This is a genomic window from Vibrio sp. 2096, from assembly GCF_033339595.1.
Lineage (GTDB): Bacteria > Pseudomonadota > Gammaproteobacteria > Enterobacterales > Vibrionaceae > Vibrio > Vibrio alginolyticus.
The window spans coordinates 80,058-102,998 of sequence record NZ_JAWOUX010000002.1 but is presented as its reverse complement, the minus strand read 5'-3'; the positions used below and the strand labels follow the sequence as shown (position 1 = coordinate 102,998).

21 protein-coding genes and 1 riboswitch are annotated in these 22,941 nt (G+C 43.3%); of the genes, 10 read left to right on the top strand and 11 right to left on the bottom strand.

What is annotated here, in order from left to right; all coding sequences use genetic code 11:
* Nucleotides 1–2: 2 nt before the first annotated feature.
* Genes mukE through cmoM form a run of 3 tightly spaced genes read right to left on the bottom strand, consistent with a single transcriptional unit; the run spans nt 3 to nt 2,840 of the window.
* A complete protein-coding gene (gene mukE / locus R7Q41_RS03750; protein WP_005378379.1) occupies nt 3–728 on the bottom strand; it encodes a chromosome partition protein MukE in 726 nt (241 codons plus the stop codon).
* Nucleotides 709–2,046, bottom strand: coding sequence for a chromosome partition protein MukF (gene mukF, locus R7Q41_RS03745; protein ID WP_017634722.1), 1,338 nt, complete (start codon nt 2,044–2,046; stop codon nt 709–711). Before mukF ends, mukE begins: the two co-directional genes overlap by 20 nt.
* 2 nt (nt 2,047–2,048) lie before the next feature.
* The gene (cmoM, locus tag R7Q41_RS03740) at nt 2,049–2,840 is read right to left on the bottom strand and encodes a tRNA uridine 5-oxyacetic acid(34) methyltransferase CmoM (RefSeq protein WP_025998624.1); all 792 of its coding nucleotides are present in this window, start codon (nt 2,838–2,840) and stop codon (nt 2,049–2,051) included.
* Between the two features lie 114 nt (nt 2,841–2,954).
* Between cmoM and elyC the strand changes: the two genes are divergently transcribed.
* Nucleotides 2,955–3,740, top strand: a complete 786-nt coding sequence (elyC, locus tag R7Q41_RS03735; RefSeq protein WP_005387893.1) for an envelope biogenesis factor ElyC — start codon at nt 2,955–2,957, stop codon at nt 3,738–3,740.
* Between the two features lie 71 nt (nt 3,741–3,811).
* Here the strand turns inward: elyC and torR are convergent, their stop codons facing one another.
* Nucleotides 3,812–4,522, bottom strand: coding sequence for a two-component system response regulator TorR (gene torR, locus R7Q41_RS03730; RefSeq protein WP_005378370.1), 711 nt, complete (start codon nt 4,520–4,522; stop codon nt 3,812–3,814).
* Between the two features lie 266 nt (nt 4,523–4,788).
* Between torR and torD the strand changes: the two genes are divergently transcribed.
* The 5 genes from torD (at nt 4,789) to R7Q41_RS03705 (ending at nt 9,135) form a co-directional block, all read left to right on the top strand.
* Nucleotides 4,789–5,436 carry a molecular chaperone TorD gene (gene torD, locus R7Q41_RS03725; RefSeq protein WP_005378369.1) on the top strand — a complete coding sequence of 216 codons (648 nt, stop codon included), beginning with the start codon at nt 4,789–4,791 and terminating at the stop codon, nt 5,434–5,436.
* A 468-nt stretch (nt 5,437–5,904) separates the two neighbouring features.
* Nucleotides 5,905–6,909, top strand: a complete 1,005-nt coding sequence (purR, locus tag R7Q41_RS03720) for an HTH-type transcriptional repressor PurR (RefSeq protein ID WP_005378368.1) — start codon at nt 5,905–5,907, stop codon at nt 6,907–6,909.
* A 287-nt stretch (nt 6,910–7,196) separates the two neighbouring features.
* Nucleotides 7,197–7,286: riboswitch (cyclic di-GMP riboswitch) on the top strand.
* A gap of 116 nt (nt 7,287–7,402) precedes the next feature.
* Nucleotides 7,403–7,993, top strand: coding sequence for a TfoX/Sxy family DNA transformation protein (locus R7Q41_RS03715; protein WP_005378367.1), 591 nt, complete (start codon nt 7,403–7,405; stop codon nt 7,991–7,993).
* A gap of 114 nt (nt 7,994–8,107) precedes the next feature.
* The gene (locus R7Q41_RS03710; RefSeq protein WP_005378366.1) at nt 8,108–8,794 is read left to right on the top strand and encodes a TVP38/TMEM64 family protein; all 687 of its coding nucleotides are present in this window, start codon (nt 8,108–8,110) and stop codon (nt 8,792–8,794) included.
* A 20-nt stretch (nt 8,795–8,814) separates the two neighbouring features.
* A complete protein-coding gene (locus R7Q41_RS03705) occupies nt 8,815–9,135 on the top strand; it encodes a DUF2007 domain-containing protein (RefSeq protein WP_017820033.1) in 321 nt (106 codons plus the stop codon).
* 31 nt (nt 9,136–9,166) lie between these two features.
* Here R7Q41_RS03705 and R7Q41_RS03700 read toward each other — a convergent pair whose 3' ends face one another.
* From R7Q41_RS03700 to topA, 4 genes are all read right to left on the bottom strand, one after another.
* Nucleotides 9,167–9,970: an alpha/beta fold hydrolase gene (locus tag R7Q41_RS03700; protein ID WP_017820032.1), complete on the bottom strand. Its 804-nt coding sequence runs from the start codon at nt 9,968–9,970 to the stop codon at nt 9,167–9,169.
* A gap of 109 nt (nt 9,971–10,079) precedes the next feature.
* Complete coding sequence (gene glgA / locus R7Q41_RS03695; RefSeq protein ID WP_064353745.1) at nt 10,080–11,537, bottom strand: glycogen synthase GlgA; 1,458 nt, start codon at nt 11,535–11,537, stop codon at nt 10,080–10,082.
* The gene (gene glgC / locus R7Q41_RS03690; RefSeq protein WP_318144365.1) at nt 11,527–12,744 is read right to left on the bottom strand and encodes a glucose-1-phosphate adenylyltransferase; all 1,218 of its coding nucleotides are present in this window, start codon (nt 12,742–12,744) and stop codon (nt 11,527–11,529) included. Before glgC ends, glgA begins: the two co-directional genes overlap by 11 nt.
* Nucleotides 12,745–13,340: 596 nt before the next feature.
* Nucleotides 13,341–15,971: a type I DNA topoisomerase gene (topA, locus tag R7Q41_RS03685; protein WP_005378351.1), complete on the bottom strand. Its 2,631-nt coding sequence runs from the start codon at nt 15,969–15,971 to the stop codon at nt 13,341–13,343.
* A 434-nt stretch (nt 15,972–16,405) separates the two neighbouring features.
* Here topA and R7Q41_RS03680 point away from each other — a divergent pair, with 434 nt between their 5' ends.
* A complete protein-coding gene (locus R7Q41_RS03680) occupies nt 16,406–16,654 on the top strand; it encodes a YciN family protein (protein ID WP_005387884.1) in 249 nt (82 codons plus the stop codon).
* A 63-nt stretch (nt 16,655–16,717) separates the two neighbouring features.
* On the opposite strand, the gene aroA is transcribed toward R7Q41_RS03680, so the two are convergent.
* Both aroA and R7Q41_RS03670 read right to left on the bottom strand, forming a co-directional pair.
* A complete protein-coding gene (gene aroA / locus R7Q41_RS03675) occupies nt 16,718–17,998 on the bottom strand; it encodes a 3-phosphoshikimate 1-carboxyvinyltransferase (protein ID WP_017634728.1) in 1,281 nt (426 codons plus the stop codon).
* A 290-nt stretch (nt 17,999–18,288) separates the two neighbouring features.
* A complete protein-coding gene (locus R7Q41_RS03670; protein ID WP_085569613.1) occupies nt 18,289–18,765 on the bottom strand; it encodes a glycine zipper 2TM domain-containing protein in 477 nt (158 codons plus the stop codon).
* Between the two features lie 39 nt (nt 18,766–18,804).
* On the opposite strand from R7Q41_RS03670, the gene aat reads away from it, so the two are divergent.
* The 3 genes from aat to infA all read left to right on the top strand — a co-directional run bounded on the left by aat (nt 18,805) and on the right by infA (nt 20,510).
* A complete protein-coding gene (gene aat, locus R7Q41_RS03665) occupies nt 18,805–19,512 on the top strand; it encodes a leucyl/phenylalanyl-tRNA--protein transferase (RefSeq protein WP_085569614.1) in 708 nt (235 codons plus the stop codon).
* Nucleotides 19,509–20,210 carry an arginyltransferase gene (locus R7Q41_RS03660; RefSeq protein WP_318109287.1) on the top strand — a complete coding sequence of 234 codons (702 nt, stop codon included), beginning with the start codon at nt 19,509–19,511 and terminating at the stop codon, nt 20,208–20,210. The genes aat and R7Q41_RS03660 overlap by 4 nt, the downstream gene beginning before the upstream one ends.
* Before the next feature lie 81 nt (nt 20,211–20,291).
* Complete coding sequence (infA, locus tag R7Q41_RS03655; RefSeq protein WP_001040192.1) at nt 20,292–20,510, top strand: translation initiation factor IF-1; 219 nt, start codon at nt 20,292–20,294, stop codon at nt 20,508–20,510.
* Between the two features lie 135 nt (nt 20,511–20,645).
* Here the strand turns inward: infA and clpA are convergent, their stop codons facing one another.
* On the bottom strand, nt 20,646–22,913 hold the full coding sequence (gene clpA, locus R7Q41_RS03650) for an ATP-dependent Clp protease ATP-binding subunit ClpA (RefSeq protein ID WP_005387879.1): 2,268 nt from the start codon (nt 22,911–22,913) through the stop codon (nt 20,646–20,648).
* Nucleotides 22,914–22,941 lie beyond the last annotated feature (28 nt).

Here is a 22,941-nt window from a genome sequence, read left to right as displayed (position 1 = left end):
GCTCATGCTTCACCCTCTTCTGTTGTTTCTTCTTGGGCTTGGTCGTCTTGATCTTCTTCAGACAATAAGCTGCCTTGGCTTGGCTCTTTGGTGTGCACTACTGCTTCACCATCACGGATTAGACGCAGCTGCGCTTCACGCATGTCATCGCCAATACGTACATCGGCACCAAAGCGGAATACCGCTTCACTGATGCTGAATTTACCGGTTTCACCGATGTTGATGATCATGCCTAGGCGACGCAAACGACGAAGTGACGTACGTACTTTTTCAAACAGCTTTTCTTTATCAAGGTCAGAACCGGTAGCACGGTTCGTCACTAGCTTCATCAGCTTATTTTCATCTGCTAGAGCAAGCAGTTCGTCGTACAGCTCTTGGTTAGTGAAGATGCCTTCGTGCGCAAGACGCTCTGGGCTTAGGTAAAGGAAACACAGTACCTTACCCACCAGCATATCCAGTTCAGAAAGAACACTACGGCCAATCAGAGATGTTGAACGTGGACGAAGGTAGAAGAAACCTTCTGGCGCTTTCACCAATTCGGTGTTGTAGCGTTGGTAGAAAGAAGAAAGCTCAAGTTCGAAATCCGACAACAACGCGTGGTTGTCTAGATCTTCACTTGAGATATGACGCCCTGCTCGAAGCATGCTGTCTAGCGCTGGGAACAGAGGGTTAGAAATTGCTTTTGCCAGATTTTCTGACATGTATTCATTAGTATCGGTCGATGACATTCGCTTGTACCTTTGCCCCAAATTCGTTGATTGCTTTCCAGTCTGGTTGAATCGCTTGGTAATCCGATTCTGAATACCCTAGACGTACAGCTTGATCGACGATAATGCGAGCTAAATCAAAATGATGAGTGTAAGGGTGCTGTGCAAGGTAATCTCGCAGTACCACACTCAAATCGATTGGTGTGCCTTGATCTTTATGCGCTTTTAGCATGTCACCAATTCGTTCAGACAGCTCATCATTGACTTGTTGAAACTCTTCGTATTCTACTTCCATCGGAACTTGACCCGTGACCTCGTCATCACGCAGTACTAGGGCCTCATCACGAAGGTCAGAAAGCCTCTCCGCATCTGCATAAGTCAGATACCAAGGCGCATCGAAGTAATCTTTGACGGATTGACGCAGACGCGAGCTAAACGCACGGTTCTTATCCATATCGATTGCAGTACGGATAAACTTGTGCACGTGTCGGTCGTAACCAATCCAAAGGTCGATAGCTTGCTGGCCCCAGCTTGTGATTCGGTCCAGCTTCATTTGCAGACCAAACAAGGCTTCTTCGATAAACTCCAGCTCAGGGTCACCGTAAACAATTTCTTGAATATCGAGGATCTGAGTTTGCAGTTCATCACTGGCGGCTTGCAGCGTATCTTGAAGTTCACGCAACGTGCTTGATGTTTCTGACAGAAGTGCTTCACAGTTGTTGATCGCTTCACGCCAGTCTTTGTTAAGCAGGTCAGCAATCTGTTGTTTCACTGACTGTTGCTGCTCATCCATAACACGTTGGTTGAGGTCAATTTGATCGAAAATTTCGCCTACAGAATATTTTAAAACACCGTATACGTTTTTCTTCCAGTGACCCGGTGTGCCACCTTTTTGTGCTGCCTCAATCGCTTTCGCCATTTCATCCGCTACCATGGATAGCTGGATAGATAGACGCAGTTTTGAGAACTCACGATGACGCACGTAGTAGTCGGTTATTCCTATCGCTAATGGCGACAAGCGGTAAATGCTCGCTCCGTCAGTAATCTCACTGACAAAACGGCTCATAAGACGCTGCTTAACCATCTCGTTGATCGCATTGTTCGCACGAAAAGCGGAGGCTTCGCCGGTCTCATCAAATAGTCGAGTGACGATGGCAAATGCATCATGCAGTTCACCTTCACCCAGTTCTTCATCGAACCTTTCATTACTCAGTACGGCAATGGCTATCAAAAATGCCAATCGCTCTGTGGTCAGGTTCAACGAGAAATCGTGCTGCTTAACCCAGCCAACCAGCTCATCGATTGGTTGCTCTGCAGCATTGAGAGTCATCTCACTCATTGTTATTCCTGTTTATCGTTCTTTTTAGCCCACACATGAATGTAGCGGCCTAATGAGAGGTATGGCTCTTGTCGACAAAGTTGTTTTTCTAGCGCCAACACATCTTCAAACTCGTAATCACCCATGTATTCCATATTGCCTATGTAATCACTAAATGAGCGAATACCAGATTTGCCACAAATATTAAAACCTGAATTTTCTATCCACTGGTAGACTTCTTCAGGTTTTAAGCCTTTTTGCGGCTGTAGTTTAAATCTTTTTCGGTGAGGCATGCCGTCTAATATATGAGGAATGTTGCCACAAACCACGTTTTTATAGACTAAACCGTGGTGGTTGTAGAACATGACTGATGCGATGCCTCCCGGTTTTACTTGTTCTAGAACTGTTTCAAGTGCGGCCTTAGGATCAACCAGCCACTCCATCACAGCGTGGAACATAACCAGATCGACCTGTACATCCATATGTTCACCGATGGATTGGACAGGCGAATGAATCAGGCGATACTGCTCAAGCAAACCGTTTTTTTCAATATCCTGCTTAGCCAACTGCAGCATTTCCGAAGATAGATCACATAAAGCGATTCGATGTCCGAGCTTAGCAAGCTTTTGCGACATTTGTGCCAAACCACCACCAGCGTCTAACACTTCTAGGGGTTGCTGGTCAGCATCTAATTCACTTAGAATCTGTAGAAAATCTTCCCACACAATGATTTGGCGGATCTCCCCTTTATCGGAGCCGTAAATATTTTTTGCAAATTTGTGGGCGATATCGTCGAAATTGCGGTCTTCTGTCACTTCTGCTGAGTTATCATAACGGATTGTGCCGCTATTCTGGCACAAGGAAAGCAGGAATAAAGAGGGATACCCTCATTTTTATTATCAATTGATGTTTTTTCGGACTATTTATGTATGTTTGAGCTGAAAAAAGTAGTGTCAGCCATGCTTATGCCCCTTCCGGCATTGCTGCTGATAGGCTTGTTGGGTCTTGCTCTCATTAGTTTTACTACAAAACGTAAAACTGGCTGCTTCGTTGTTCTATTCTCTTTTGTTGGCATTTTTCTTGTTGCCTTCCAACCTGTTTCAACCAAGCTTCTTATGCCGTTAGAGCGAGAGCATAAAGCCTTTTTGCCAGTTTCTGGCACCATCGACTACGTGATGGTTTTAGGGAATGGTCATGTTATCGATGACGAAATTCCACCCACCTCGCAGTTAAGCCGTGCAGCATTAATGCGCTTAACTGAGGGCATTCGTATTTTAAGAATGTATCCAGGCGCGAAATTAATCTTATCCGGCTATGCTGGCGGATCTGAAATTAGCCACGCGCGAATGATGGCGAACGTTGCCCTTGCGTTGGGAGTCGCGAAATCCGATATCATTTTATTAGAAGATGCGAAAGATACGTGGGAAGAGGCGCGTCAAGCGGCTGCATTCGTTCAACAAAAGGAGATTGTGTTAGTCACTTCTGCGAGTCACATGAGCCGTGCATTGTATGAGTTCAACGCAGCAGGCATTAAACCAATCCCAGCCCCGACCAACTTCTTAGCTATTAGCGAAATCAGTCAACCTTGGGATAAATACTCACCTAAAGCGCGTTACTTAGAACAAACAGAGCTTTATTGGCATGAGTACTTGGGCAGTATTTGGCAAAGGTTGCGTGATACTGTCGGCCAAACACCAATGGTTGAAGCAAACTAGTATTATCTTGAAGCCACAAAAAAGGAGAGCCGAAGCTCTCCTTTTCTTTTTACGATTGAGTTATGTTCAAACTAGTCACCAGCAAACATATAGCCTTCGCCGTGCACCGTTACAAAAATCTGTGGGTTCTTAGGATCGAACTCCATTTTTGCGCGCATACGTCGAATAAGAACATCAATGGTGCGGTCATTCGGCGCATCCACTCGATGGCTGATCATGTTCAAAATACGCTCACGACTTAACACCTGGTTAGGGTAAGACGATAATGCCACCAAAAGTTCATACTCTGCTTTAGTTAGTTTTACTGGCTCACCGTTGCGGCTAAGTGCGCGACGTTGAATGTCGAATGTCCACTCCCCAAAGCGCACAATGTGCTCTTCACTGGTTTCATTCGCTTTCGAGCTGCCACTGCGCGCTGCTGAAATACGCCACAGCAAGTTTTTAACGCGAACTAACAGCTCTCTCAGTTCAAAAGGTTTTGTCACATAATCGTCAGCACCCATTTCTAGGCCTACGATTTTATCAATGCTATCCGTGCGTCCTGTTACTAATATGATACCAATATCCGATTGGCTACGTAACTCACGAGTAAGCATCAGGCCGTCTTCACCAGGCAGGTTAATATCCAGCATGATCAGGTCTACATCGCCCGCTTGCAAAACTTCACGCATTTCTGCGCCACTCTCTGCTTCGCTGACTTGGTAGCCCTCATTTTGGAAATATCCCGCAAGCTTACTACGAGTTACAACATCATCTTCTACGACTAATACGTGATAGCTCATTTACACCACTTTTCTGTCTTCTTATTATCCAAGACGTATTCTATTCATAACTAGTAACATTTCTAGTCATAGATACATTAAAACGCAAGATTTAGCGTTTTTATTGATTCAAAACAAGCTTGCCCATTGCTATTAATAAACGGTCATTTTTGACCATAAAACATAACAATTATAGTTACTGCTATTCATTTTAATTGATTACACTTAGGGGATATCCCTAATTGACTTTGTGATGCATGACTTGAAGCATCATTCAGGAGCCCAAAATGCAAGAAGTGAAAGCTTTTAATGAAAAACGCGCTGAAATTTACTGGTGGTTTTCGAGCTTGTTCGCAAAAGAACTAACAGAGAAAGAATTGGAAGCCTATCACAGTGTTGAAATTCGCAGTTTTCTCGCAGGTTTAGGTGAAAATGAGTCGCTAAAACCAGCCGTTGATAGCCTAGTTGATGCATTGAATCGGTTACAAGATCGTGAAGATGCACAACTAGAGCTTGCAGCTGACTTTTGTGAACTGTTTTTGAAGACAGAAAAATACGGCGCTCTTCCTTACGCATCCATGTACATTGGTGAATCAGGTTTACTGAATGACAAGCCAGCTGAGGAAATGGAAAAGTTGATGGCTGAATTTGGCGTTCAAGTAGACGAAAACCTAAAGGAACCTGCGGATCACTTAGCCGTTGAGCTCGACTTTCTCGGGAACATGATTATCCGCTCAAACGAGCTTGAACAAGAAAAACACATGGAAGAAGCCTTCGTTAAACAAAACGACTTTATCCAGCAACAATTGATGTCTTGGTTACCTCAGTTTTCAGACAAATGTAAAAAATTCGATGAATTTGGATTTTACTCAAGTGTCGCGAAACTATTAGTTGCATTTTGTAAACTAGACAGCGCCTACCTTCTTGGTGAATAATTGCCGCCTATTTTTAGGGAGCCTGCCTATCGGGCTTCCTGTATGCCTGAAAGTGACCGATTGTAAGTAACTTGGGTATAATATTCGTTTGCCTTAACTTAGCGCAAAGACGCTTGGTTATTTAGCAGTCAAAATGTGACTTCAAATACACAAATCTCTTGCTGAAAACATTGCTAGTCAGTCCACATAGGGCTAAAATGTGAGCGCAAACGATTAAATATGATTTATATGTAAACCGCTGAAATATAGCGGTTTTTGTGTTTTCTTAACAGGTTGATGGCAATTTCTCATCAGATAGAAAAAAGATAAAATTCATCGACCGATGCTGCTACGTACCCTTTTGTCGCACTTGGATCAACCGCTGCCGAGACACTTAGCGCCAATTTTATATTGCTAGGTGTGAAACCATTAGAGCATCAGGTACATCCAATACGACATATTTCAGTAGCTCGATACAGGACACCATTTATGGCCACGATAAAAGACGTTGCTCGCTTAGCCGGCGTTTCCACTACGACAGTTTCGCACGTTATCAATAAAACGCGTTTCGTTGCAGAAGCAACGCAAGAAAAAGTAATGAAAGCCGTTGACGAGCTGAATTACGCGCCAAGTGCCGTTGCACGCAGCCTAAAATGCAACTCAACTCGTACGATTGGCATGTTAGTAACTCAATCAACTAACCTATTTTTCTCAGAAGTGATTGATGGCGTTGAGAGCTACTGTTACCGCCAAGGCTATACTCTGATTTTATGTAACACAGGCGGGATTTACGAAAAACAACGCGATTACATTCGTATGCTGGCTGAAAAGCGCGTTGATGGCATCCTAGTGATGTGTTCTGACTTAACCGAAGAACTAAAAGAGATGCTTGACCGTCATGCGGACATTCCTAAAGTGGTCATGGATTGGGGCCCAGAGAGCTCACAAGCAGACAAGATCATGGATAACTCAGAAGAAGGTGGCTACATTGCAACCAAACATCTGATTGACAATGGTCATACGGATATCGCTTGTCTAAGCGGTCATTTTGAAAAGCTTGCTTGCCAAGAGCGCATTGCAGGTTTCCGTCGCGCAATGAGCGAAGCGAACCTAGCTGTAAATGAAGACTGGATCCTTGAAGGTAACTTTGAATGTGATACGGCCGTATTAGTTGCAGATAAAATTACCGCAATGGACAAGCGCCCGACGGCGGTATTCTGTTTTAACGACACAATGGCTCTAGGCCTAATGAGCCGCTTGCAACAAAACGGGATCAAAATTCCTGAAGATATTTCAGTGATCGGCTACGACAACATCGAGCTTGCGGAATACTTCTCTCCACCGCTAACGACTATCCACCAACCTAAACGTCGTGTTGGTAAAAATGCATTCGAAATTCTACTTGAGCGTATCAAAGATAAAGAACACGAAAAACGAATTTTCGAAATGCAACCTGAGCTTGTAATTCGAAATACTGTGAAAAAAATGAACTAAATTTCACTGTATTTAACCGTGTTAAATAAGCGCTCTACAGGGGCGCTTATTTTTTTGGAAAAATTAAGCATTCTCTAATACTTCACACCACTCTAATAACAATTGACTAACGTTAACTCCCTGTTTTATATAAATGTAATATATATTAAGAACTCCTTTTCAAAGGCCAATTTGCACCTTTCCATATGCAAAATAGAGCATTCAATCTATCATTTTTATTGAACCGAAATCACACTTTTAACGCTAAACCGTGATGTTAATTCAATATAAGAAGTATGCTCATTGTGTCACGCACAGGGCAAACCATTCGAAAGAGTGGGACGCAAAGCCTCCGGCCTGAACCATATTACGATATGGAAGGTAGCGGGGTTACCGATGGCAAGTGTGTAAGCAATGACTTTACTCTGTAATGACATTGTTTTTACGCATGTTTGCTACTCTCTCGGACCTGACTTTTGGTGGCGTAATATTAATTACACCGAGATAACAAAACATGGATAAACCGATACTCAAAGACTCTATGAAGCTATTTGAGGCACTTGGTAATATCAAGTCGCGCTCAATGTTTGGTGGCTTCGGACTATTCGCTGATGAAACAATGTTTGCACTAGTGGTAAACAATCAGCTTCATATCAGAGCAGACCAAAAAACTTCATCTGACTTCGAGAAACAAGGGCTAAAGCCTTACGTTTATAAAAAACGTGGCTTTCCAGTCGTTACAAAGTACTACGCTATTTCCAGCGATTTATGGGAATCAAGCGAACGCTTAATCGAAGTAGCGAATCAATCATTGAAAAAGGCAAAGCTTGAGAAAGAACAGCAAGCAAGTACAAAGCCTAACCGTTTGAAAGATTTGCCTAACTTACGACTGGCTACCGAGCGCATGCTAAAAAAAGCCGGCATCGAATCCGTAGAGAAGCTTGAAGAGGAAGGTGCGCTTAACGCCTATAAAGCGATAAGAGATACGCACTCTGCAACCGTCAACATTGAGTTGCTATGGGCACTAGAAGGTGCTATCAACGGCACTCATTGGAGTGTGGTACCTCAAGCTCGCCGAGATGAGTTGATGAACGGCCTCCAATAAAAGTCGGCCTAAAAACTATCTTGTAAAACCGCAGTCTAATCTGCGGTTTTTTTGTGAAATTTTTTCGGTTTTCCTACTGTCTTATTACATATATCCCAAATTGGAATCAAAATTATGAATAAGAAACTGATATTAGGTCTCATCCTACTAGCGGCTATCGTCTTTTTAGGTATTAACTTTGGCCAGTATTTAACCTTAGAGAATGCAAAAGCCCAACAAGAAGCACTAACTACATACATCGATCAGAATTTTGTATTCTCGGCTGCGATTTACTTTTTTACCTACATTGCAATTACCGCTTTTTCTATCCCAGGAGCGGCAGTAGTCACCTTACTTGGTGCAGCCTTATTTGGTTTTTGGACAAGCTTGCTACTGGTTTCTTTCGCTAGCACTATGGGGGCAACACTGGCCTTCTTGAGCAGCCGATACTTATTGCGTGACTGGGTACAAAACAAATTCGGAAATAAACTCAACGCAATTAATCAAGGTGTCGAAAAAGACGGAGCTTTTTATCTATTTTCCTTGCGTCTAATCCCTGTATTCCCTTTCTTTCTAATCAACTTACTGATGGGCTTAACACCGATGTCTGTAGGTCGATTTTATCTCACTAGCCAAATAGGTATGCTGCCAGGCACAGCCGTATATCTGAATGCAGGTACTCAATTAGCAACAATTGAAAGCCTATCGGGCATTGTTTCACCCGCAGTATTAGCGTCTTTTGCGCTATTGGGACTATTTCCAATCATCACTAAATGGGTTATGAATAAAGTAAGGCCGACACCAAGTCAGCAAAACTCGTAATTGGTGAAGTGGGTATTTTGATGAAAATATTTATCGCTAAAAACCCAGCAGAAGCACACATTGTATGTGAGCTGCTTAAAGTGGAACAAATTTACTGTGAAGTTCGCGGAGAAGGTATTTTCGGCTTAAAAGGAGAACTGCCGTTTGGTGATGATACCGATCCTTATGTGTGGCTTTTTGACACGGCACAAAAGATGAAAGCTGAAGAAATAGTAAAAGCATATCGAAAACAATCCGATAGGCATGAGTATCAAGATTGGCAATGCCCAAAATGTCATGAAATAAACGAAGGGCAATTTGGTGCATGTTGGCAATGTGGATATCAACTAGGAGAGCTATAGCGGCTCTCCTATTCAGTGGATGCACTCAGTTTTAAGCACATACAGCTTGCTGTTTAATAAACTCGATGGAGTGTTGATTGAAGTCTTCTGGACGCTCTACATTGCATACATGACCACAATTCGGGATTTCTCGTAGAATGCTGAGCTTATGTGCTGCAACCATTTCTTTGACAGGTTTAATAAACATGTAATCCCTGTCGCCCATTAAGTAAAGAGTCGGAATGGGTAACTCTCGATCTTTAAAATATTTCATTAACGGATTTACATCAGCGGCAAGAATAAACCAACGTTTAAATTCTTTTTGGCAAAGCTTCTTGGCTTCGCGAATAAAAAGGTGGCGAGATTCTCGTTGGCTTCTTTGAGGCATAACAATATAAGCGAACAGTTTGTAGAGCCACATGTACGGTAGGATATGCTTACAAAAATTACCTAATTTCACCAATATCTGAGAACGAGTGTTAAGCCTTGTGACAGCACCGCCGAGCACCATCGAACGTACGCGCTCTGATGACAATTCAGCAAGGTTTCGAACAATAATAGTACCAAGCGACATACCGACAAAATGAGCGGATTGGATCTTTAAATGGTCCAATACTTTCAAAATATCTTGGGTAACTTCCGTAAAGGTATAACGGCTAGCAATGAGCTCTTTAAGTAACTGATTTGACTTTCCATGACCTCTTAAATCGATCAGCAATAAGTTAAAGTGTTGCTTGTAAGCTTTAATTTGCTTGAACCAGATAGAAGAGCTACCACCAGCACCGTGCACAAATACAACCCACTCATTACTAGTAGGGTGCAAATAGGTTTTATGAAAAAGTAGCGGCTGGGTCATATTGAGTATCAAAAAGATCGTGCTATTGAGTAAAAAGCCATCCTACCACACTCCCCTTACTCAAGATAATAAAGGCACCTCATTCGGTGCCTTTCGTTACAATTTTAAGTCAAACTAACGCTGAGTGGTAAAGCTGCAAATAAGATTCTGCGGCCTTTTGCCAACAAAAGTCTTGTTGCATCGCGTGCAACTGTACTTTATTCACTTCAGGCTCGTTTTGAGCGTAGAGCAACAGTGCCCTTAGCATCGTTAACAACAATGCCTGCGGTGTCGGTTCGAAAAAAACAAACCCCGTTGCTTCAGATGGGTTTACATCATAATCGCTAACGCTGTCCTTCAAGCCACCAACACCGCGTACTATCGGTAATGTCCCATAAGCCATACTATAGATTTGGTTTAAGCCACATGGTTCAAACTCAGAAGGCATCAAGAAGAAATCAGAACCCGCTTCAACGATATGCGCAAGTTCATTGTCATACGCTTCTACAAAGGCAAATTGGCTAGAAAACTGCGCGGCAACCTCTCGTAACTGAGCGGCAAGAACAGGGTCTCCGGTCCCAACGACAACTAGCTGAACATCGTGCTTCAAAAAATCGGCCAAAGCAGGCAACAAGTAATGAACGCCTTTCTGCTGGGTCAACCGACAAACCATACCGAACATAGCTACATCTTTTTCGGGCAAATTTAGTCTTTGTTGTAATGCTTTTTTACAAGCTTTCTTCCCTTGCGACATACTTTTCTGGTCGGCGCAGTAATTAACCGGCAAGTAGGTATCCGTTTCCGGATTCCAAGCGCTGTAATCACAACCATTCAAGATGCCGACTAAGTCCTGCGCACGTTGCTGAAACTCCCAAGCCATGCCGTGACTGCCAAGCTCTGTTTTTAGTTCCTCTGCGTACGTAGGGCTAACCGCGTTTATCTTATCTGCATTCATTACACCAGCTTTAAGCATCGTAATATGCGTTGCACTCACCGCAGCATCGGGAACGTTTCTACAATGAAACTCTGGCAAACACTGCACGTCTTCATAACTAAATACGCCTTTAAAGACCGCATTGTGAATTGAAATGACGCTTTTAGTATGAGCAAAAAACGGATCATTGCCATACCTGTGCTTGAGCAAAAATGGAACAAGACCTGTGTGCCAATCGTTCGCGTGTATGATATTAGGTTGAAAGGCGAGCTTGGGTAACATATCGAGACATGCTGCACTAAAAAACGCAAAGCGCTCGCCGTTATCAGTATACGCTTGGTTGTTCTCCGCATACATTGATGGTCGATTGAAATACGGCGGACAATCAATCAGGTAAACAGGATTTTGACCTAACATGAGCCGCAAAACTCGATACTCCGTATGCGGCCATGATGTTAATTCTGTTTCTAATACAACTTCTGCGTCTGCGAGTTTATCAATACTGCTGTACGCAGGGATGGTAATTCTTACGTCTTGCTGTAGGTTTTGAAGGGCTTCCGGTAGTGCCTTGGCAACATCTGCCAAGCCACCACTTTTAATGAGGCCTTCAACCTCAGAAGCTACAAACAGAATAGATAAGTTGTTAGTAGCCAACTCGAGCTCCTTTCGGAATAACAACAATGCCCTCCTCAGACACGTGGAAGTGTTTTTTATCTTCTTGAAGATTCACACCAATCTGAGTACCAGGAGCAATATCGGAATCCTTGTCGACAATCACACGACGTAAAACACAGCCTTCGCCAATTTTTACGTCACCAAGAAGTATACATTCGCTGATATCGCAAGCAGAAGCAATATTACTGCGAAAACCAAGCACCGACTTTTCGATTCTTGAGCCTCTAACATAGCTGCCATTACACACTAAACTATCGATTATCTGCACACGACCATTATCAGAGTCGGTAAATGTCGCAGGTGGCAATGGTGGGTAGTAGGTGTGCAATGGCCATTTACGGTTGTACAGCGAAAATGGAGCATCTTTTTCTAGCAGATCCATATGCGCTTGCCAGTACGCATCAATAGTTCCGACATCACGCCAGTACACCTCTTCTTTTTCGCCACTGATTTTGTTGGTACTGAAGTCATACACGAACACATCACCTCTAGGGAACATCTTTGGAATGATGTCCTTTCCAAAATCATGTGATGAAGCTTCATTATCCGCATCTTCGACCAACTCTGAGAACAATACCTGAGCTTCAAAAACATAGTTACCCATTGAAACTAAAGCGTAATCAGGGTCCCCAGGAATCGACTTCGGATTTGCTGGTTTTTCTTCAAAGCCAATCATACGACCTTCACTATCCACTTCGATAACCCCAAATTGCGACGCCTCTTTTAGTGGCATGCGCAATGCAGATACCGTCAGAGAAGCCTTCTTTTCTGAGTGGAAGTTCAGCATTTGTTTGATATCCATCTTATAGATATGGTCAGAGCCAAAAATACAAACTTGCTCTGGTTCCTCTAATTCCATAAAACGCAGGTTTTGATAGATCGCGTCCGCCGTCCCTTCGTACCAACGTTTACCAGTACGCATTTGAGCGGGAATAGGATCGATAAAGCGGTCTGTAATGCCGTTGATGTTCCACCCCTTTTTTAAGTGATGGAATAAAGATTGAGATTTAAATTGGGTTAGGACGTAAATGCGCATCAGATCCGCATTAACAAAATTGTTTAGAGCAAAATCGATCAATCGATAACTACCACCAAACGGTACCGAAGGTTTACTGCGAGATTCCGTTAAAGGTCTCAAACGAGAGCCTTCACCGCCAGCAAGAATCATTCCCAAAACACCAGCCATTTGTTGTTCTCCATATCGTTATAGCTTGGATTTGGTACTCGCTTGAATGAGTCACACTCGGGGAGTCAAGCGAATACATTTAGCAACCGTCTCTGAGTTTCTGTGAACTCTTACAACACGGATAAAAAAGCTACGGCACTTCCAGTATGCAACGTCCACTCTTTCCTTATTTTTTGACGCAAACAATGCACACAGTTGCACTAATTTTTGTAATAAATTATCTAAGCGGGTTCTAAATTACAATTTTTAATACGCCATTCTGTGTACCATACAGCTCTTGCGTACTCAAGACGATATCTAGATCACACATGGAAAAGCAAACGATTACATTGTGAAAACAATTTACGAACGGATTCACTACACCGCCGATTTTTTTAGCTCAATGTATAACAAATATGTGAATGCAAAATGAAAGTTACAACGAATATTTTTTACATAAAAAATACATCAGCGCCTACGAAATATTGATGCTGGGATCTTCTCGCGTCAGCAAAACTCAGTCAAAGCAGCAAAGATCTATACGAACAACACAATGGCCTTTACGCAAAAAAGGCAGCGATATCGCTGCCTTTTTACATCACTTAGATCGTACGTTTTTATGCTTTCGCTTTTTTACGCTTATCAGTGACTTCCCACTTACCGTCAACAAAGAGCGCTGTCCAACCACTTGGCTTACCGTTCTCTTCCGAACGAACGTAGTTCTCTTTTGTTTTGCGACTAAAGCGTACGACTGCAGGACGACCATCAGGATCTTCTTGCGGTGCGGTCGCTAGGTATTTGAACTTCTCAGGTAAACGCTCTTCAAAACGTGCCAGTTCAGCAACCAAAGGAGCACGTGTCTCGCGCGATTTCGGGAAGTTGCTTGCCGCCATAAATAGACCTGAAGCACCATCACGAAGTACGAAATACGCATCTGAGTTTTCACATGGCAACTCGGGGAAATGAACAGGATCTTCTTTCGGTGGCGCGACTTCGCCATTCTTAAGAATCTTACGAGTGTTCTTACACGTTTCGCTCGTACAATCCATGTATTTACCAAAGCGACCGTTCTTAAGCACCATATCAGAGCCACATTTGTCACATTCAACAACTGGACCATCGTAGCCTTTTACTTTGAACTCGCCGTATTCAACAAGGTAGCCTTCACAGTTCGGGTTATTACCACAAACATGCATCTTACGCTTGTCATCAATCAGGTATGCGTCCATCGCTGTTTCACAGATCGGACAACGCTTTTTAGCACGAAGAGCTGCGGTTTCAACGTCTTCTTCTAGAACGTTAATAATACCTTCTTCGTCACCCAAGTTGATGGTTGTCTTACAACGCTCTTTTGGTGGTAACGCGTAACCTGAACAGCCTAAGAACACACCTGTCGAAGCAGTACGGATGCCCATTGGACGGCTACACGTCGGACACTCGATATCCGTCATGACGATGTGGTTTAACTTCATACCGCCTTCTGACTCATCCAGCTCCGCTTTTTCAAGATCGCCAGTAAAATCAGCAAAGAAGTTGTCTAACACAGCTTTCCAGTTCACTTCACCTTCAGCGATTTGGTCCAATTTCTGTTCCATACGCGCAGTAAAGTCGTAGTTCATCAAATCGTTAAAGCTGTCATCAAGGCGGTCAGTAACAATTTCACCCATTTTTTCAGCGTAGAAACGGCGCTGATCAACTTTCACGTAGCCACGATCTTGAATCGTAGAAATGATCGATGCGTAAGTCGACGGACGACCAATACCTCGTTTCTCCAGCTCTTTAACCAGTGCTGCTTCAGTGTAGCGCGCAGGTGGCTTTGTAAAGTGCTGTTTAGGGTCAAGTGACTCTAAGCTTAGCTTATCGCCAAGTTGTACCGCAGGAAGGATTGTATCCTCGTTTTTGCCCATTGGACGCTGTACACGAGTCCAGCCGTCAAATTTAAGGATACGACCTTTCGCTTTAAGCGTGTATTCTGCCGCTTTTACGCTGATGGTTGTTGAATCGTATTCTGCTGGCGTCATTTGACACGCTACAAACTGATTCCAAATCAAAGCATAAAGTTTGTGCGCATCAGCATCGACACCTTGCAGGTCTTCCGCCTTAACACCCACATTTGAAGGACGGATCGCTTCGTGCGCTTCCTGTGCCCCTTCTTTGCTACCGTACGTCAATGGTTTCGCTGGCAGGTACTTATCACCAAACTCAGAACCAATAAAGTCACGTACAGCGTCCACAGCCTCGGCACTTAGGTTAGTCGAGTCAGTACGCATATAAGTGATGTAACCGGCCTCATAGAGGCGCTGAGCTAGCATCATGGTCTTTTTCACGCCGTAGCCCAGGCGTGTACTCGCTGCCTGTTGAAGCGTAGAGGTGATGTAAGGTGCTGAGGGCTTGCTCTTTGTAGGGCGGTCTTCACGCTTACATACTTCGTAACTTGCATTCTCAAGTACAGACATCGCTGCTTTGGTTTCTGCCTCATTAACTGGCTTAAACGCAGAACCGTCTTTCTGAGCAACAAGCAGTTTAAAGTCCGCTTTGTCTTTCGTTTTCGTATTCGCATGAATGTCCCAGAATTCTTCTGGTACAAACGCGTTAATCTCACGCTCACGCTCAACTAACAATTTCACCGCAACAGACTGCACTCGACCAGCAGATAAGCCACGAGCCACTTTTTTCCAAAGTAGAGGTGAAACCATAAAACCAACGACACGGTCCATGAAGCGACGTGCTTGTTGGGCATTTACACCATCCATGTTCAGCTCGCCAGGTGTCTGGAAAGCTTGTTGGATCGCGTTTTTCGTAATTTCGTTAAAAACTACACGTTTGTATCGCTCTTCATCGCCACCGATGATCTCACGAAGGTGCCATGCGATTGCTTCCCCTTCGCGGTCCAAATCGGTTGCGAGATAAACGCAATCTGCGTCTTTGGCGAGTTTTTGTAGTTCGTTGACAACTTTTTCTTTGCCTGGAAGGATTTGGTAATTCGCTTCCCAGTCATGATATGGGTTAATCCCCATCTTTTTGATCAACGCTTTGCGGTCTTTCTCTTTTTTAACGCGCGCTTTCTCTTCCGGACTCATCCCTTTAGTTGAGATGGCTGCGGCTTTTTTCTCACCAGTGCTTTGACCGGCCGTAGGCAGATCACGCACATGACCAACACTAGACTTAACAATAAAGTCTTTACCAAGGTACTTATTTATCGTCTTTGCCTTGGCTGGTGACTCCACTATAACGAGTGATTTACCCATAACTGACTCTAACGTCCTTCATAATAATGCGGGTAGAAACCTTGTTTAAAGGCCACCCGCATAATGTTCTATTTCATTGCTTCTTTTTTTACTATTGTGCGAGATGAAAAGAAGATCAACTGCTTTTTTGAAATTCAGATCCGATTGGTTGACAATTCATCGTCTTTATACTTCAAAGAGACAGGGTTCTGAAAGGTATTGAGCGGCATATCTAAACAGGCAAACTTAGCATCCGCTAATCCAATGCAATAAATTTTGTTACCCATCACAAAATAGTTTGGTTCAATGCTCTGCCATCTTCCTCCGCATCATGCTTATACTCTAAAAATTGATCTGTTTAGTCTTACTGAACGATTGACTGAATTAATCATGCAAACCCATTTTAGTTGTAGGTATACTCAGCGTTCTTAACTGAATAGGATGGTAGAAAGAATATGTCTGATAGAACGTTTATCGAAGAGTTCGACCTTCTTTTGATCGCTAACCAAATCATCCAAGAGCACGATGATTACATCGAGGGAATGCGAGCAACAAGTGTAGAAGAAAAAGAAGGTGTTTTAGTTTTTAAAGGTGAATACTTCCTTGATGACAAAGGTTTACCAACTTCAAATACGACTGCAGTATTCAATATGTTCAAATACTTAGCGCATCACCTTTCTAAGGAATTTACGCTGGTTAAATAGTATTGGGAAACAAAAAAGCCAGAGTGTTATTCACTCTGGCTTTCATGTTTCAGGTCAGAATATTTAGCAGCTTAAAGCCTTAAGTTTGTCGAAGTAGTCAGGGAACGTTTTCGACGTACACTTTGGATCGTTAATCGTCACAGGCGTATCACTAAGTGCCACCAGCGAAAAACACATCGCCATTCGATGATCATCGTAAGTATCAATCGCAGCATGCTTTAACTGAGAGACAGGTTTGACGATGATGTAGTCTTCCCCTTCTTCCACTTCCGCACCAACTTTACGTAACTCAGTCGCCATAGCTGACAAACGGTCTGTTTCTTTTACACGCCAGTTATAAACGTTACGAATAGCGGTAGTGCCTTCGGCAAATAGCGCTGTTGTCGCGATGGTCATTGCAGCATCAGGGATATGGTTGTAATCCATATCAATGCCTTTTAATTGACCAACACGTGAAATTACGTAGTCATCACCCCATTCAATTTCTGCACCCATTTTTTCAAGCGCATCAGCAAATTGAATATCACCTTGAATGCTGTTTTTACCGATACCCGTGACTTTAACTTCTCCACCTTTGATGGCTGCCGCCGCCAAGAAGTAAGAAGCAGAAGACGCGTCACCTTCAACCAAGAAATCACCTGGAGCGATGTATTGCTGACCGGCTGGGATCACAAACTCTTGATAGTCGTTGTTGATCACATCGACTCCAAACTGCTTCATGATATGCAGGGTGATATCGATATAAGGCTTAGAAACCAAATCGCCTTCGATGTTGATGCGAATTTCACCTTCAGCCAATGGCGCAGACATTAAGAAAGCTGTCAAAAACTGACTTGAAATGGACCCATCGATAGAAACTGTACCTGCTTTTAGGCCAGTACCAATTATTTTGAGAGGCGGAAAGTTCTCGTTTTCCATGTACTCAACGTTCGCACCAGCATCTTTCAGTGCCGTGACAAGGTGACCAATTGGACGCTCTTTCATACGAGGTTCGCCCGTCAGTACATACTCCCCTTCTCCAAGACAAAGAGCCGCAGCTAATGGTCGCATCGCAGTGCCAGCATTGCCGAGAAATAACTCTACCGGCTCTGAGACAGAAAACGGACGCCCAAGGCCGTCAACGAGACATTCTGTTTTATCTTCGGAAAGTTGGTATTGAACGCCTAGTTTAGTCAGCGCATTCAGCATATGACGAATATCATCACTGTCGAGGAGATTAGTAAGGCGAGTTCTGCCTTTAGCAAGAGCAGCAAGTAAAAGAGCTCGATTAGAAACGCTTTTAGAGCCAGGAAGGTTCACTTCCCCTTGAATTTTATTGATAGGTTGTAACGTTAGGCTTTCCATTAAAAGTTGATAATCCTTTGTGCCCTCAACATACGATTTTTTATGAGGGCTAAACAATTCTTCGTGAATTCAGACTACCCAAAAAAACACGACAAAACCAGAGTAAATCGGCGCTAATTTATGAATATCCTCAAGCAGCTTAAAGATACAGAATTAAAGGCATTGCCAGCGATGTAAATAAGAGCGAAAGAAGCACGGCGAAACAGCAAACTATTTCGACTTGATTTGACAATAAGCCAGCCCGACTGTACATGCCTGATTAGGCTTCGTTAGGCTAAAACAACCTAGGGTTAATAAGTGATATCAACCCTGACTCCATCATCAAAATATAAAATACGAACTTCATCCCCTCGACTAAATAACATATTTTTATCAACATCTTGGATGACATTAATTAGCTTATCACCCTTCACTTTGATGAGTAGCTCAACTAACTTATATTCAACCGTGTATTGGTAATTACTTTGGTTTTGAGCAACTGCGGCACCTGCAAGCGCACCCACTGCCGTCGCGACTTCTCTTCCCGTACCGCCACCAAATTGATTACCGACTAAACCACCGATAGTGGCACCAAGTAGTGTCTTCCAACCGTTACTTTTCGATTGAACAACCTCTTGTTGAGTAATATAACGGACAGAGTCAATCTTCCCGTAAACTACTTCATTAACTGGCTTGGCAACATTTCTTTCATAGGCTGCGTTGGCGACAAGTGGTAAAAACAGTATGATCCTAAGCCATACTTTTACGATATTTCTTAACCAGGTCATCATAAACTCCTCTGACTCCAATGTTGGTAACGACTTCTTATGGCTATTTATTTAACTGAACTCGATGAAACGTTCAACTTTCCCTCACCCTATAAAGCACTCAGCGACCCCAATGGTTTGCTGGCTTTTGGTGGTGACTTAAACCCCATGAGAATCCTCAATGGTTACTATCAAGGCATTTTCCCTTGGTATGGTCCTGGTGAACCTATTTTATGGTGGAGCCCTTCTCCGCGCGCTGTGTTTGACCCATTGCAGTTTAAGCCATCTAAAAGTCTCAAAAAATTTCAGCGTAAACATAACTATAAAGTAACACTCAATTTCGCGACAGAAGAAGTGATTAGACTATGTTCTTCAACACGCCCTGCAGAGGAAACATGGCTCAACGAGGAAATGCAAACTTCCTACATTGAGTTAGCCAAACTTGGTCACTGTCACTCTGTAGAAGTATGGCATGACAACAACCTGATTGGCGGACTATATGGCATCTGCGTGGGCCAACTTTTTTGCGGGGAGTCGATGTTTAGCCTAAAAGATAACGCATCCAAAATTGCATTGTGGTACTTATGCAACCATTTGGCGTCAAAGCAAGGTCAATTAATCGATTGCCAAGTTATGAATTCTCACTTGGCATCACTTGGCGCATTTGAACTTGAGCGTAACGAATTTATGCAAAAACTACTATCTTTAAGAGAAAAGCAAACACTATTTGATGCCTATCAGCCCCAAGTTTTGCAGGATTCAGTATGAGTACGGATATACAACATATTCGAATAGGGTTGACGAATAATCACCCTTGTAGTTATTTGCCTGAACGGCAAGAGCGGGTTGCGGTGGCGCTTGATGAAAGGCTGCATACTGAAGAAAATTACCAGTTGCTCATGGCTAACGGTTTTCGTCGTAGCGGAGATACCATATATAAACCGCATTGCGAGCATTGCACCGCTTGCCAGCCAATTCGAGTCTCGATTCCAGACGTTAGACTATCAAAAAGTCAGAAGAGGCTGCTTAATAAAGCACAGTCTTTACGCTGGGAAATGAAACCTGAAATGGATGAGGAATGGTTTGAGCTTTACAGTCGGTACATCTGCAAACGGCATAGAAACGGCACTATGTATCCACCAAAGCGTGATGAGTTTGCTCGATTTGCTCAAACCAGCTGGCTGACAACGTCGTTTTTACACATTTACGATGAATCAGATCGATTGCTCGCCATTGCAGTGACAGATTTGATGCCACAATGCTCGAGTGCTTTTTATACTTTCTTTGACCCTGACTACGAGTTATCTCTTGGGACATTAGCGGTGCTTTATCAAATTAAATACTGCCAAGAAAACAAACAACAGTGGCTATATTTGGGATATCAGATTGATGAGTGCCCAGCAATGAGCTACAAAACACGCTTTCAACGCCACCAAAGGCTAGTAAATCAGCGTTGGCGAGGGTAGAATACGCCTCAACTTTACATAATTACTATTTAGCGGCAGAATATAGCCCGCTAATATTGCCTAATTTCTAAAGAGGATTAAATGGCTAAAGAAGACGTAATCGAGATGCAAGGCACTGTCCTTGACACTCTACCAAACACTATGTTCCGTGTTGAACTTGAAAACGGTCACGTTGTGACTGCTCACATCTCTGGCAAGATGCGTAAGAACTACATCCGTATCCTAACGGGTGACAAAGTAACTGTAGAGATGACTCCATACGACCTGTCAAAAGGCCGCATCGTCTTCCGCGCTCGTTAATCTCTGATTTTCGGATGCAATAAAAAACGGAGCAAGCTGCTCCGTTTTTTATTGCACAATTTTTTCCGAGTTAATTCAGATAAAAAAAAGCGTACGATCTTCTCGTACGCTTTTGCGTTTGTTACCGACTAACGATTAATGCATCGCTGTCTCTTTCTCACTTAAGTATTCAAACTCAAGCGTATCGTTGACCAGCGTTACTTTCACTGTACCGCCGTCAACTAAAGATCCAAACAACAGTTCGTTAGCCAAAGGCTTCTTAAGCTGTTCTTGGATAACACGCCCCATTGGGCGAGCCCCCATAGCTTTGTCATAACCTTTATGTGCTAACCAATGGCGAGCGTCTTGCGATACTTCCATTGAAACGCCTCTCGCATCAAGTTGCACTTGCAGTTCGACAATGAACTTATCAACCACTTGATGGATAACGCTTTCATCAAGGCTGTTAAACCAGATGATGTTATCAAGACGGTTACGGAACTCAGGAGTAAACACCTTCTTAATTTCCGCCATTGCATCATGACTGTTGTCTTGTTGAATCAAACCAATTGATTTCTTCTCGGTTTCCGCCACTCCTGCGTTAGTTGTCATAACAAGAATGACATTACGGAAGTCTGCTTTGCGACCATTGTTGTCCGTTAGCGTACCGTTATCCATGACTTGCAACAGCAGGTTAAAGATATCAGGGTGCGCTTTTTCAATCTCATCAAGTAATACGACTGAATGTGGGTGCTTAATAACAGCATCAGTTAGCAAACCACCTTGGTCATAACCGACATAACCAGGAGGCGCACCAATTAAGCGACTTACGGAGTGACGCTCACCATACTCAGACATATCAAAACGAAGTAGCTCGATACCTAGAAGCTTAGATAACTGCACCGTCACCTCTGTTTTACCAACCCCTGTTGGGCCTGCAAACAAGAATGAACCAACAGGTTTGTTGTCTACACCTAAACCTGCACGTGTCAGCTTGATCGCCTCGGATAATGCATCAATCGCATTATCTTGACCGAATACCAACATCTTCATTTTGCTATCTAAGTTTTTCAAAATGTCTTTATCTGAAGAAGAAACCGACTTCTCTGGAATTCGCGCCATTTTGGCAACCATTGATTCGATATCAGCCACTCCGACCGTTTTTTTACGACGGCTTGCAGGAGCAAGACGACTACGAGCACCAGCTTCATCAATGACATCAATGGCCTTATCTGGTAGATGGCGTTCATTAATGTATTTAGCCGACAGTTCTACCGCGGCACGCAGTGCTTTATTGGTATAACGTACTTCATGGTGAGCTTCGTACTTCGGCTTCAAGCCCATCAAGATTTTAGTTGTGTCATCTAATGAAGGTTCTACAACGTCTATCTTTTGGAAACGGCGAGACAACGCACGCTCTTTCTCGAAAATGTTGCTGTATTCTTGGTATGTCGTCGAACCAATACAACGCAACTTACCGCTACTTAAAAGAGGCTTAATAAGATTTGCTGCATCGACTTGACCACCAGATGCCGCGCCTGCACCGATGATGGTATGTATTTCATCGATGAACAAAATGGCATCTTCTTCTTTTTCAAGTTGTTTCAAAATCGCCTTGAAGCGCTTTTCAAAATCACCGCGGTATTTGGTACCAGCGAGCAAAGAGCCAATATCTAGTGAATAAATCACGCTGTTTTGAATAACCTCAGGGACCTGCCCTTCGACAATTCTCCATGCAAGACCTTCCGCTATGGCTGTTTTACCAACCCCTGCCTCACCCACTAGTAGTGGATTATTCTTGCGGCGTCGACAAAGTACCTGAATAGTGCGCTCTAACTCTTTATCACGTCCAATGAGTGGGTCGATGTTTCCATCTTTAGCGACTTGATTAAGATTCGTCGCAAAGCTTTCTAAGCGTTCTTCAGAATTAGGCTCTTCAACACTTTCTGAGCTAAACGAGTCTGATGATGAATCCTCACCTGCACCTGATGCTTTAGTAATACCGTGGGAGATGAAATTAACAATATCTAATCGGGAGATGTCATTTTTCTTCAGTAGGTAAGCGGCATGCGACTCTTGCTCACTGAAGATAGCAACAAGCACGTTGGCGCCTGTTACTTCATTACGACCAGACGACTGTACATGAAAGACGGCGCGTTGTAGTACACGTTGAAAACTCAAAGTCGGCTGCGTTTCACGCGTCTCATCACTATCTGGGATAAGAGGCGTAGTTTGATCGATGAAAATATCGAGTTCGTTGCGTAAAGCGTCAAGATCCGCCTTACAAGCTAGAAGGGCTTCCTTAGCTGCATCATTTTCCAACAATGCAAGTAGGAGGTGTTCGACAGTCATAAACTCGTGGCGTTTGTCGCGCGCCCGAGCAAATGCACCGTTAAGGCTTGACTCTAGTTCTTTATTTAGCATAAGTACCTCCCGAAAAAACAACTGGGGT